This window comes from Paracoccus aestuariivivens, assembly GCF_009711225.1.
In the GTDB taxonomy this organism is placed as follows: domain Bacteria; phylum Pseudomonadota; class Alphaproteobacteria; order Rhodobacterales; family Rhodobacteraceae; genus Paracoccus; species Paracoccus aestuariivivens.
Genome location: NZ_WMIE01000022.1, coordinates 1 through 12,273, shown reverse-complemented (window position 1 = coordinate 12,273; position 12,273 = coordinate 1). Strand labels below are relative to the sequence as shown.

Sequence of the window (12,273 nt, the reverse complement as noted above, 5' to 3'; positions counted from 1 at the left end):
TTGATGGCGACTGAATTTACAACCCCACGCCGCGCCATCGGCCTGATCCTGCCGTCCTCGAACCGCGTGGTCGAGCGCGTCGCCCACCGCATGATTGAAGGGCGCGACGATATCGACCTGTGCTTTGCTCGCGTGCCCTATTCCGGCCACCCCGCCGATGGCTACGATATGTCACCCTTCCGCTTTGCCGCGCGCATGCTCGCCGAAGCGCGGGTTGAGGGGATCTGCTGGAACGCCACTCGCGGCGCGCTGCTGGGCTTCGAGCCAGACCGAAAGCTTTGCGCGGACTTGCAGGATCTGACCGGCGTGCCGGTGACGACGACGGCGCTGGCGACGCTCGACACGCTCAAGCGCCACGGCGTGACCCGCATCGCGTTGGTCGCGCAGGGCGACCGCGCCGAGACCGACCGGATCGCCGCAAACTTTGCCCGCGAAGGCATCGAGGTCGCGGTGTCCCATTCCCTCGCGATCCGCGAGAATTTCGATGCGGCGCGCGTGTCCTCGGAGAGGCTGCTGTCAGCCCTGCGACAGATGGACGGACCAGCCGACGTGCAAGCGCGATTGATCTGGAGCACCAATATCGAGGGCTATTCCCTCGGCACGACGACAGGTGGCATGGCTCTGGTCTTCGATTCAGCCTCGATCGGGATGCAATCACTGCTTGGTCTTTTGCCGGACCACCCCGTGCTCATAGGGTCGTAATCGCCTATGCCATTGGCAAGGCGGTACGGCTTCCTCCATTCAGTTCCACCGATCACCGAACCGAACGCTTCAAGTCACTTTCGCGCTGGCTTGCCATGAACTGCTCGACCGAGGGTGTCACGCGTTCGAACTGGTCGAGTTGGCGGGAGTAAAGATGTCCGCCCAGACGGCCCACCGCGTCGATGGCCAGTTGGTCGACATGAAGTGTTTCGTGGTCCACCAATGCTTCGCGCACGAACATGCGTTTGACCTCGCCCAACACGATCACTCGGGCAGGGGTGACGGGTACGGTTTGCAGCAGATGGCACTCGAACGCAGCGGGGGCGGCGAGGATGCGGGGGCTGCGGACGGTCTCGCCAGGGGTTGTCTCAAGCCCCGCGATGGCCAATTCGTCCACGTCATGGGCGAATTTGATCGAGCAGATCTCCATCTGATCGACCAGCGCGTGATCCGAGATATGGACGGTGAATTCGCCGGTCGCGAGGATATTAGCGGCGGTGTCCTTGGGCTTGCCATCGGGCTTGTATTCGATACCCACCGCCATGACAGCTGGATCATGGGTCAAGATATTGAAGAAGCTGAACGAACCGGCATTGGGGATGCCATCTTCAGACACCGTGGTGATCAGCGCGATGGGGCGTGGGATTACAGTGCCGATCAACAGCTTGTAGCGTTCCTTCGGGGTCAGCGCGGCGAAGTCGAAGGAAATGCTATTCATGCGGCCACCCGGTGCGTCTCAAGCGGGGTATGCCGCGACAGGTTCTCGAATCCGTCGGCGGTGACCAGATACATGTCGCCGACATTGCAGCCTGCCGACATCGGCTCAAGCCATTGGGTATGCAGGACGAAAACCATCCCTTCCTCCAGTTTGTCATAGTTATGGGATGAGATGTTGAAGGCATTCTGCCCGCCCGCCATGCCGACCGAATGGCCGAGGTTCGGATTATGCGGACCGAATGTCGCGGGATAGACATGCATCAGGCGGCGGCCCTGTGCCTCGTAATCGGCATCGGGGATATATTGGCGGGGGATCTCGCGCGGGCCGCCATCCGCACCCGTGCTCCAGATATAGGGTATGGAGCGGGCCTCGGGATCTTTCAGCAGGCCTGCCTCGACATAAGGCGCGAAGGCCGCGTTGTTCAGATCTCGCATCAGCGTGCCGGGGCGGATCAGCTTTTCGGCGGCTTTCACGCCGCGGGTGCAAGCGTCCAGCACCAGTTCCTGCCGCGCGGTCAACTCGCCAAAGGCAATCATGCGGGCGGTCTGCGCGGTATAGCCCTGATAGGTCACGTTCGAGACATAGAGATTCGCGAGGTCGCCCTTGCGCATCACCCGACCGTAGGGCTTGCCGCAATGGGTGCCCCATTCATTCGCGCCGATCTGATAGCCGTCGCCGGTCTCGCCGCCGCGCGCCATCTGGGCCATGGTGAAGGCGGCGTAGATCTCGTAATCCGTCACGCCGGGACGGGCGACGTGATAGGCGGCCTGCGTCGCGACGCTGATCAGTTGCGCGGCGGAGCGGATCACCGCGATTTCGGCGGGGCTGCGGGCTCGCTGCATACGGTCGAGGATGCCATGCTGGTCGGTGAATTTCGCGCCGGGCATGGCGGCGGTCAGCGCGGCGCGGAAGGCGGTCGAACGCTTATCGCCGATGAAGCCGATGCTGCCGCGACCCGCGCCGATATCTGTCAGCAGGTTCACGGTCGCCTCAACGGTCTTCTGGCCGGAATCGCCGGGGATATCGGCATATTCGCGTCCCACCGCCCCGATTTGCAGAATCCTATCAACGCCCACCGGCTCGCCACCCGGGGGCAGGATCACCGATTGGGTGAAGAAGGACAAAAGCACCGGCTCTTTGCCTTCGTCCATCGGGATGATCAGCACCCCCTCGCGCATCCAGTCGCAGAGATAGCGCAGATAGGCATGGGCGGCATGGAACCAGCCGACCGTGTCGCAATGGACCACCACCGCGTCGTGACCGGCCGAGACCGCCTCGCGCTTCAGCTTGCGCATCCGCTCGGCATATTCAGCAGGCGGGATCGGCATGGCGGGGCGGAAATCGAAATCCGGCGTGAAATCCCCCAAGAGGCGCTCGATCGAGGCGCGGGGCGTGGCATGGGCATTCATCGAAAAATCCTTTCAGCGCGGCGAACGGGTGCCGAAGCGTTGAAGCGTGAACAGAAGAAGTGCGGCGGCAAGGATCAGCAGTCCCGAGACAGCGGCGACGCGACCGTCAAGGCTTTCCTCGAGCATGGCGAATAGCCGCAGCGGCAGCATGGTCCGGCCCGGATCGCCTAAGAATAGCGTGACCGAGACGTTATCCAGCGATTGCATGAAGACGGCGCTGTTGCGCAAATCAGCTGATGACCGGACTTCCCCTTTCCCCGAGCACACTTATCCTGCGGCCACGGTCGTCGGGATACCGAGTGCCGTGAAGCGGTTGAGGACCGCCGCGCGGATCTGGACCTCTGCCACCTGGCGGTCGAAATCCCGCGACATCAGCCGCTGGCCGAGCAACTTCACGCAGTTCATTTTCGTTTCGACCCTGCTGCGGCGGTGATACCCGCTCCAGTTCCGCCAGAGCGCCCGCCCCAAGTGCTTCGATGCTCGCAGGATCTCGTTGCGCGCCCGGGCTCCGGCTGTGTCCGGCTTCCATGGCCTCGCATTCCGTCTCGGCGGGATGATAGCTGCAGCATCGCGGGCGGCGATGGCGTCATGGCAGGCGCGGGTGTCATAGGCACCGTCGGCGGTGACGGTGGCGATCTCCTCCTCCGCCGGGATCTGGGCAAGCAGGTCCGGCAGCATCGGCGCATCGCCGACATTGCTGGACGTGACCTCGACGGCCCGGATCTCCAATGTTTCCTCGTCGATTCCGAGGTGGATCTTGCGCCGTGAGCCATGTCGCGCCATCGGTCCGAGCGACCATGGCGAACGCGCCGTTTCGAGCCGCCATGCTTGCGCCTGTGCCACTCGCCTTCGCCTTCCACCTTGATGCCGGTGCTGTCCACGAGCAGGTGCAGCTGCCCCTTGGAGCCGCGACACGGAATGGTCACGTTCAAGGTTTTCTGGCGGCGCGACAGAGTGCTGAAGTCCGGCACGGACCAGCCGAGCCCAGACAGTTCGAGCAGGCTCGCTACGAAGCCGGTCGCTTGGCGGAGCGGCAGCCCGAGGAGGACCTTGAGGGTGAGGCAGGCCTGGATCGCCGCGTCGCTATAGGCCTGCTGACGGCCGCGACGCCCCGACGGAATGGCTTCCCACTGCATCGAGGGATCGAACCAGACAGTCAGCAATCCGCGCTGTCTTAGCGCCTGATTGTAGCTTTGCCAGTTGGTGGTCTTGTAGGTCGTCTTCGGAGGTCTGCTCATGATGCCCAGCTAGCATGCTGGATTCACGAGATGAATCCTCCCCGATTTGCGCAACAACGCCATCCTTCCCGTCGCAGCGAGACGTGGATGCGACGGTATCCGTATCGCACCCGCGTTTGGCAGATTTCGCTGATCCTCAGTTCCAAAGCGGCCTGCCCGGTTTGGCGGGACTTATAATGGTTGCTCGATGGATCGAAGCGCAGCGTCCCGTACGCCCGGCGGATCGACACTCCCCAGTCCACCAACATCCCATCAACCAGTTCCCGTGCGCGGGCAGGCCTCAGAGCTTTCGGCGGATGACGTCCTGCAACATCTCCCGGTCCAATGCCAGGTCCGCCACGATCTTCTTCAGCCGGCTGTTCTCGTCTTCCAGCGCCTTCGGCCGACGCATCTCGTCGGGCAGCACCCCGCCATAGCGCTTTTTCCAGATGAGGTAGGTCGCCGGGCTGATCCCTACCTTGCGGCAGATCTCCGCGACCGGCGTTCCCTCCTCGTCCTGCTTCAGGGTGAACGCTTTCTGCGCTTCGGTGAACTTCGATGCCTTCATCGTTCTCAGCTCCTATCCCAGCCGGGAAATGTCAGCCGAAAACTCCGGCTTCAAACCGTCCAGTTCTCAGGGGACAGAGCAGTCTGAAGCGACTCGAACAACGAACTGTTCAATACGCTCGAGCAGGAGAAGACGAGAGGCGGGACCAGCCAGTGGGCGGAAACTCTGATGCGGCTGAAGCTCGTCAGCGGGAAAACGGTCCGCCGACTGTTTCCTGATCCTTCTCATTCAGAGAACACAGGCGGACGGCATGGACGACCAGCCTTGGGGGCCAACCAAGCCATGTCCCTGTCCCGCCAGACCAGCAATGATCCACGTCGCTTCAGCGCGTTCGCCGTTGGGCTCGGACCAATGGCGTCTCAACAGCTCACCACATGATTTCCAGTTTGTCGTCCGGTAGCGGGCAGATGCGGACATCGCCATCCCGTAGGTCAGCGAGTTGTGTAATAACGCCGATGGGTTGTGCCTCTGCCCGAGCGGCTGTGATATGAGGAAATCAACTTAAGCAAGATCGACGTCAAAGGGCGGGCAAGGTTCGTTCCGGATTGCCTCATTTCGCGCTGCGACCGGGTGACGCAGAGGTGAACCTGACGCTGGTCTGCGCGTTCAACGGTGAAACGATTGCACGGAGATCTCCAAGATGGCACTGAAAGAAAAGTTCTCAACCGACGACTGGACAGCAGTATTGCAGGCACCGATGCTGGTCGGACTTGCCGTGACGGCGGCGGATCCGGGCGGGTTGATCGGTGCGGTTCAGGAAAGTGCCGCGGTGGCAAGTTCGGTCCAGCAGGCCGAGGCCGGGACGATCGGTGCCGAGATCGCCGAGGCATATAAGACGTCCGAAGGGCGTCATGCCGCGACCGACGGTGTGAAGCCGCTGGTCAAAGGCAAGAAACCTGCCGAAATCTCGGATGCGGCAATTGCGCGGGTAGGCGAGATCGTCGGGATGTTCGACCGGACTGCGCCCGAAAGCGCCTCCGAGTTCCGGACTTTTCTGATGGACATCGCGACCCGCGTGGCCGAGGCGGCGAAGGAGGGTGGTTTCCTGGGATTTGGCGGCGAACCGGTCTCGGAACCCGAGAGTAAGGCGCTGGATGCCTTGCGGGCCAAGTTCCAGCCCCAAGCGTGAGGCAAGCCGACTGCGGGGCCTGGATGCGGATGTAGCTGTTCAGGCCCTGTTTGCGGCGAAACGTGACCTCGCCCTAGCTTTGCTTTACGGCAAATACGCCACGGATCAGGAAGGCCTGAAAAAACGCGACGGGCATGTCAAAGCCGGATGATCTTAAAAGGCCATCTGTTTCCTCTGGTGACAGGACCGCAAGCGTGTTGCGCAGAATGTCCGGAAGCCGGGCCAATGCCTCCTCGTTCGCACCCATGCGTAACTGAATCCGTTCCCAGCCTTTCAGCAGGGACGGGAAGTCGGGTGAGTTCAGGTCAGTACATAACTCGGCGGCGATAAAATATCCGTCGGGTTTCAACCGTTCATGGATGGCACGATAGAAATCGGCACGCTGGTCGCGCGGGATGAAATGGGCGACCAACAGGCTGAGGGCGGCGTCGAAAGTGGCATCCGGCGGCGCGTCATGAACGTAGCCTTGGATCAACTCGCAACGGTCAAGGATACCTGCGTGGCGTAGGCGTTCACGACAGACCTCCAGCATTTCTGCCGAAGGGTCGATCCCTAAGAAGGTCCATTGCGGAAAAGCTTCGGCCAGCGTCAAAATCTCGGCACCGGTCCCCACCCCCACACATAAAATTTTGCTTCGCGGTGGCAACCCCTCTAGAACCAGCCGCGCGAGGAAATGCAGGCTGTTGGTGATCGGGGCAAGGCCGCTGTTCTTCCTGTCATAGTTGTAGGCCATCTCGCGGTTGAACATGGCCTGCGGCAACGAGATTTTGGCTTCGATGGTCATAAGCGCGTAATCCTTTTTTCCAATTCGGGCCTGCGCGATATGCGTACACTTGCATCGGCGCCAGACGGGATGACGCCCTTGATCTTGCCGCGCCAATCGGAAAGTTACCATGTTAACGTCCGCCGATTGCACGGACAGCCTTGCCCAAGGAGCCACCATGACTGCCACGACCCTTGATCCCGTTCTTCTTTCTCGCCTTGCCGATGTTGCAGTTCGGGTTGGTCTGAATCTCCAGCCGGGACAGGATCTGGTGCTGACTGCTCCGGTCGAGGCGCTGCCCTTGGTGCGCGTAATCGCTGCGAGTGCGTATCGTGCGGGAGCGGGAATCGTCACCCCGCTTCTGACTGACGATGACATTGCCCGCGCGCGGTTCCAACACGGGCAGGACGCCAGCTTCGAGCGTGCGCCTGACTGGCTGTATCAAGGCATGGCACAGGCTTTCGAGGGTGGTGCCGCCCGCATGGCGATTGCAGGAGCAGATCCGATGGCGCTTGCTGCCGAGGACCCTGCAAAGGTCTCGCGCGCTAACAAGGCCAATTCGCTGGCCTATAAGCCCGCGCTTGAGAAAATCGCGAACTTCGCGATCAACTGGACGATTGCCGCCTACCCGACGGCAGGCTGGGCGCGGCAGGTCTTTCCCGACCTGCCCGAGGACGAGGCCGTGCTGAAACTGGCCGATGCCATTTTCGCGGCTTCGCGTGTCAAGAATGATGATCCGGTCGCGGCTTGGGCCGCGCATAATGCGGCGCTTCGCGTGCGTTCCGCTTGGCTGAACGACGAACGCTTTGACGCGCTGCACTTCACGGGGGCGGGAACGGATCTGCTGGTCGGGCTGGCTGACGGCCATGAATGGCATGGCGGCGCGTCGACTGCGCAGAACGGCGTGATCTGCAATCCCAATATCCCGACCGAGGAGGTGTTCACTACGCCTCACGCCCATCGTGTCAGCGGGACGGTTCGCGCGACCAAGCCGCTCTCGTATAACGGTGCGCTGATCGAAGAGATCGAGATGCGCTTCGAAGCTGGTCGCGCCGTCGAGGTGCGCTCGAGCAAGGGCAAAACCGTCCTGCTTAACATGATAGACAGCGACGAGGGTGCCCGCCGTCTGGGTGAAGTCGCACTTGTTCCCTATAGCTCGCCGATTTCGCAGACGGGCTTGCTGTTCTACAATACGCTTTTCGATGAAAACGCCGCCTGCCATATCGCGATGGGGCAATGCTATTCCAAGTGTTTCCTGGATGGTGCATCGCTTTCGCCCGAACAGATCGCGGCGCAAGGCGGAAATAGCTCGATGATACACGTCGACTGGATGATCGGCGGGCCTGAGACCGATATTGACGGGATCCGCGCGGATGGCACGCGAGTGCCCGTGTTCCGCAAAGGCGAATGGGCGCGCTGAGGGACTCGCTGCAGAGGTGGTGGGCAGGGGGCGCTTGACTGCCCGATCGGCAATGCTTGCGGGTTTGGGCATCAACGCCACCCGCATACGCTTCAAGCGTTGCCGCAGAAGCGATAGGTAGGCGTTTGCTTGCGCTAAACACATCGCGACGCAAGGTCAATTGACAGATATTTTGTCAGCGTCGCGTGACTTGGAACGCGTCGCGGCGCACCGGCGATCCCTCGCTTGCTCCTGTATTGGCCTTGGGCGCCAGCACTGGGCAAACGTATCCCGAGGACGAGCGTTCGCAATCTGCCTCCGACGATCACATCCGAACGGGTAAGGTCGCTTTCCGCCGACCGGCTATCGGCGACGGCGGTTAGACGCCTATCGTCGTCGGCCGGAACTGCGAACAATTGTCGCAGCACCGATGTTCCGGCTATGAAATGCAGGTCGCCGGAGAGCGACCCATAAAAAACGGCCGAGGGGCAAATGATCCATAGGAGAAGCGGGCGGGCCTGCCTTGCAAGCATCGTGGCATGTGTAATGCTGGCCGGATGCTCGGAGCAGGCAACGAACGGCAGCGGTTCTCAGCCCCCCATCGTGGTCGGCGCCAAGCTGAGCAGGGATCGGGACGTCTCTATCGGGCGGATTTCGCCCGAGCGCATGTCTTTGGCCCTGCTTGAGGTGAAGAAAAAGCAGCATCGGGGCTCGCGGGTCTGGTGTGTGCCTTTTGCCCGCACCTTGAGCGGGATCGAGATCATGGGAAATGCCAAGGACTGGTGGGGAAAAGCCAACGGGCATTATGCACGCGGACTGACTCCCGTTCCGGCCTCGGTCATGTCCTTCAAAGCGACCCGCAAAAATCCGAACGGTCATGTCGCTGTCGTCTCGAAAGTGATTTCGGCGCGGAAAGTGCTCGTGAGCCATGCGAACTGGAGCCGGAACCGCGTGTCGATAGACATGGCCGCCGTCGATGTTTCACCGAGGAACGATTGGTCCGAGGTGAAGCTGGAAAGCAGCCCTGGTCATCTGGGTGCAAGCTATCCGGTGAATGGTTTCATCTATCCGCAGGCACAAAAGTAATCCCTGTTTCGAATCTGTCTTTATGGGCTTGCCGGAAACCCGGCATGCCTGACCTTCGGTATAAATTTTCAAACAATTCAGCGGTCTAAATACCGTATGCCTTGCAAGCTTGCGGTCCCCGCCGCAGTGACGCAAAGTTCCGTCGGGGTTCCTGACATCGGTAATACCGTTCGAAGGGCGGAGAGACCGATCGAGGGAGGGAGAGAATGGAATCAGCTATTCAGCTGAAATCCGTGGATATCAGTTTTGCAGTTCATGGTGCCAAACCGTTCAGAGCGGTCGCAGGCGCAGACCTGAACGTTGCCAAGGGCGAATTCGTCGCCATCGTTGGGCCAACTGGTTCGGGCAAATCCACCTTGCTGAATGCCGCTGCCGGTTTGCTAAAGCCGTCGGCAGGGAGGGTGGAACTGGGTGGACAAGAGCTTTCTGGTCTTAACCGAAGTGCTGGATATCTGTTTCAGGCAGATGCGCTGATGCCGTGGAAGACGGCGCGCGACAATGTGGCTATCTCGCTGGAAATCAATGGCGTTCCGCGCCGCGAGGCGCTGGCCCGCGCAGATGAATGGCTGGTCAAGGTCGGATTGCGCGGCTTTGGTGATCGCTATCCGCATATGCTGTCGGGTGGGCAGCGCAAGCGGGTCGCAATGGCGCAAGTGCTGATCCGCGATCCCGAGATACTGCTGATGGATGAGCCCTTTGGCCCGTTGGACGCGCAGACGCGGCTGATCATGGGCGACCTGCTGCTGGACCTGTGGCAGCAGGACCGAAAGGCGGTGATGTTCGTCACCCATGACCTCGAGGAGGCGATCTCGCTGTCCGACCGCGTGGTGATCCTGTCTACGGGACCGGACGCACGGATCATCGGGGATTTCCCGATCCCGCTGGAACGGCCAAGGGATGTCTCGGAAATCAAGCTGACGCCCGAGTTCCAGACCCTGCATCGGGATATCTGGCACCTGCTCAAAGAGCAGGTCCTCAAGGCCTATGGTTACAATTCGGAGAAGCGGGCCTGATGTCGAAACCTGTTCTATTCGTGCTGCAAGCCCTTGTCGCGGTCATTGCCATTGCAATCTGGTGGTTGGTGACACAGACACCGATCCTTGGCGATCCCTCGCGGCTGCAGTTCTTTTTCTCGACGCCCGGTGACGTCGCGCGGCAGATCATCGCGTGGTTTTCGACGGGTGAGATCTGGTATCACCTCTGGATCACGCTGGTCGAGGCGACGCTGGCCTTTGTCATCGGCGCTTTCGCCGCGCTGGTCTTGGGCTTTTGGCTGGCACGTCGCCCAAAACTGGCGGCGGTCTTTGATCCTTACGTCAAGGCGGCGAACTCGTTGCCGCGCGTGGTTCTGGCTCCGATTTTCACGCTTTGGTTCGGGCTGGGGATCTGGTCCAAGGTGGCGCTCGGCTTCACACTGGTGTTCTTCATCGTGTTCTTCAACGTCTATCAGGGCGTCAAAGAGGTGAACCGCACCGTCCTGCAGAATGCGCGGATGCTGGGAATGAACGAACGTCAGCTACTCCGCCATGTCTATCTGCCTTCGGCGCTGACATGGGTGTTTTCGTCATTGCATGTCTCGATCGGTTTCGCGGTCGTCGGTGCGGTCGTGGGCGAGTATCTCGGCTCGGCCGCAGGGCTTGGTTATCTGATCGCGCAGGCCGAGGGCATGTTCGACATTGCCGGTGTCTTTGCGGGCATGTTCGTCCTGTCGGCATTCGTGCTGATCATCGACTGGCTAGTCACGCTGGCCGAGCGGCGGCTTTTGGTTTGGCGGCCCGACAACCAGTCCCAACATTGATTTTCCAAGGGAGGAGAGAGGAATGAAACTGAAATACATGATCGGCTCAGCCGTTCTTGCCCTTGTGGCGGGAACCTCTGCGCAGGCAGAGACAGTAAAGATCGCCATCGGCGGTTCAAGCTGCATCTGCTACCTGCCGACCGTTCTGGCCGAGCAGCTGGGCAATTTCGAAAAGCATGGCGTCGATGTCGAACTGATCGACTTCAAAGGCGGCTCGGCGGCGCTGAAGGCGGTTGTCGGCGGCAGCGCCGATGTGGTGTCGGGCTATTACGAACACACGATCAGCCTTGCCGCCAAGAAGCAGCAACTGGCTTCGTTCGTCGTGATGGACCGGTTGCCAGGGCTGGCGCTGGTCGTGGCACCCGACAAGAACGAGGAAATCAGGTCGGTCGCGGATCTCAAGGGCAAGACCGTCGGCGTGACCGCGCCGGGATCCTCGACCGACTTCTTCCTGAAATACATGCTGTCGCGTGAGGGGCTTGAACCGACGGCTGCCTCGGTCGTCGGCGTGGGACTTGGCGCGACCGCGGTTGCTGCGCTGGAAAAAGGTCAGATCGACGCGGTTGTCACGCTTGATCCGGCGATCTCTCAGTTGAAAAAGCGCCATGAAGGGCTGAACATTCTGGTCGATACCCGCAAAGAAGCCGATGCCCGCCATCTCTTCGGCGCGGATTACGCGGGCGGCGCGCTATACACGCGTCAGGAATGGATCGACGCACATCCCGAACAGGCGCAGGCTTTGGCCTCGGCGATCGTGGACACGCTGCACTTCATCCACAGCAATACACCCGAGGATATCGCCGCGAAGATGCCGCCCGAACTGGTTGGCGACGACGCCAAGCTCTATGCCGAGTCGCTCAAGAACAGCCTTGAGATGATCTCTGCGGATGGCATGATGGCCCCCGAAGCCGCCAAGGCGGTGCTGGAGGTCATGAGCTTCAATTCGCCCGAGATCAAGGCTGCGGATGTGGATGTCAGCAAGACCTACACCAACGCCTTTGTCGAGAAGGCCGCTGCTGGCAAGCTTACGCAGTAACGATATCAGGGTAGGCGCGCGTGTCGTGCCTACCCGCCGGAAACGAAGCCATTTCGCGTCCAATCCAAACCCGAGTCGTGTATGGTTACTCCTGCTCCTCCAAGTCGGATTTTGAGCCGTTTGGCGTGTGGTCGGGTACAGTCATGCATCAGGCCTGTTTTGCGGCAATCATATGACTAGCTGGCGGGAATGGAGCTGCGCGGTTCTGGTGCGAGATCGGTTCTACGGGCTCGACGCCCACCGAGCCGGATGCCAGATATCCCCTTGTCTGTTGATTTCCACCCAGAACTGAGCCGGGATTTTCACCGAGAAGTGATCCACCGCTGACTATGGAATTCGGGTCATGCTTTGGTCAATGTGTGTGTGGTCTCCTTCTTTTTCGTCGCCAATGCAGCTGAGCTGGCCTTAAAGCGGAAGCTGTCGTTTCCCGTTTCCAGGATGTGGCAGC

11 protein-coding genes and 4 pseudogenes are annotated in these 12,273 nt (G+C 60.8%); 7 read left to right on the top strand and 8 right to left on the bottom strand.

Features of this window, described 5'->3' with window-relative positions; all coding sequences use genetic code 11:
* The first annotated feature begins 3 nt into the window (after window positions 1-3).
* Window positions 4-702, top strand: a complete 699-nt coding sequence (locus GL286_RS19365) for an aspartate racemase/maleate isomerase family protein (protein ID WP_155097220.1) — start codon at window positions 4-6, stop codon at window positions 700-702.
* A gap of 52 nt (window positions 703-754) precedes the next feature.
* Here the strand turns inward: GL286_RS19365 and GL286_RS19360 are convergent, their stop codons facing one another.
* From GL286_RS19360 to GL286_RS22670, 6 genes and pseudogenes are all read right to left on the bottom strand, one after another.
* A complete protein-coding gene (locus GL286_RS19360; protein ID WP_155097219.1) occupies window positions 755-1,420 on the bottom strand; it encodes a flavin reductase family protein in 666 nt (221 codons plus the stop codon).
* The gene (locus tag GL286_RS19355; RefSeq protein WP_155097218.1) at window positions 1,417-2,829 is read right to left on the bottom strand and encodes a M24 family metallopeptidase; all 1,413 of its coding nucleotides are present in this window, start codon (window positions 2,827-2,829) and stop codon (window positions 1,417-1,419) included. Before GL286_RS19355 ends, GL286_RS19360 begins: the two co-directional genes overlap by 4 nt.
* A gap of 12 nt (window positions 2,830-2,841) precedes the next feature.
* Window positions 2,842-3,057: a hypothetical protein gene (locus GL286_RS19350; RefSeq protein WP_211596430.1), complete on the bottom strand. Its 216-nt coding sequence runs from the start codon at window positions 3,055-3,057 to the stop codon at window positions 2,842-2,844.
* Between the two features lie 39 nt (window positions 3,058-3,096).
* Window positions 3,097-4,067: pseudogene (locus GL286_RS19345) on the bottom strand (IS5 family transposase).
* A gap of 59 nt (window positions 4,068-4,126) precedes the next feature.
* A pseudogene (locus GL286_RS19340) lies at window positions 4,127-4,614 on the bottom strand (transposase); the annotation flags it as partial.
* A gap of 227 nt (window positions 4,615-4,841) precedes the next feature.
* Window positions 4,842-5,037: pseudogene (locus GL286_RS22670) on the bottom strand (hypothetical protein); the annotation flags it as partial.
* 217 nt (window positions 5,038-5,254) lie between these two features.
* Here GL286_RS22670 and GL286_RS19330 point away from each other — a divergent pair.
* On the top strand, window positions 5,255-5,743 hold the full coding sequence (locus tag GL286_RS19330) for a hypothetical protein (RefSeq protein ID WP_155097217.1): 489 nt from the start codon (window positions 5,255-5,257) through the stop codon (window positions 5,741-5,743).
* Between the two features lie 73 nt (window positions 5,744-5,816).
* Here the strand turns inward: GL286_RS19330 and GL286_RS19325 are convergent, their stop codons facing one another.
* A complete protein-coding gene (locus GL286_RS19325; RefSeq protein WP_155097216.1) occupies window positions 5,817-6,527 on the bottom strand; it encodes a class I SAM-dependent methyltransferase in 711 nt (236 codons plus the stop codon).
* A gap of 157 nt (window positions 6,528-6,684) precedes the next feature.
* On the opposite strand from GL286_RS19325, the gene GL286_RS19320 reads away from it, so the two are divergent.
* The 5 genes from GL286_RS19320 (at window position 6,685) to GL286_RS19300 (ending at window position 11,825) form a co-directional block, all read left to right on the top strand.
* Window positions 6,685-7,926 (top strand): aminopeptidase, encoded by a 1,242-nt coding sequence (locus GL286_RS19320; protein ID WP_155097215.1) that lies wholly within the window; start codon window positions 6,685-6,687, stop codon window positions 7,924-7,926.
* Between the two features lie 471 nt (window positions 7,927-8,397).
* Entirely contained in the window at window positions 8,398-8,991 is a 594-nt protein-coding gene (locus GL286_RS19315) for a CHAP domain-containing protein (protein WP_246185032.1), read from the top strand.
* A 206-nt stretch (window positions 8,992-9,197) separates the two neighbouring features.
* Window positions 9,198-10,004, top strand: a complete 807-nt coding sequence (locus GL286_RS19310) for an ABC transporter ATP-binding protein (RefSeq protein WP_155097214.1) — start codon at window positions 9,198-9,200, stop codon at window positions 10,002-10,004.
* Complete coding sequence (locus GL286_RS19305) at window positions 10,004-10,789, top strand: ABC transporter permease (RefSeq protein WP_155097213.1); 786 nt, start codon at window positions 10,004-10,006, stop codon at window positions 10,787-10,789. Before GL286_RS19310 ends, GL286_RS19305 begins: the two co-directional genes overlap by 1 nt.
* Window positions 10,790-10,811: 22 nt before the next feature.
* The gene (locus tag GL286_RS19300) at window positions 10,812-11,825 is read left to right on the top strand and encodes an ABC transporter substrate-binding protein (protein WP_155097212.1); all 1,014 of its coding nucleotides are present in this window, start codon (window positions 10,812-10,814) and stop codon (window positions 11,823-11,825) included.
* Window positions 11,826-12,166: 341 nt separating this feature from the next.
* Here the strand turns inward: GL286_RS19300 and GL286_RS22890 are convergent.
* Window positions 12,167-12,273, bottom strand: a pseudogene (locus GL286_RS22890) (ATP-binding protein); the annotation flags it as partial.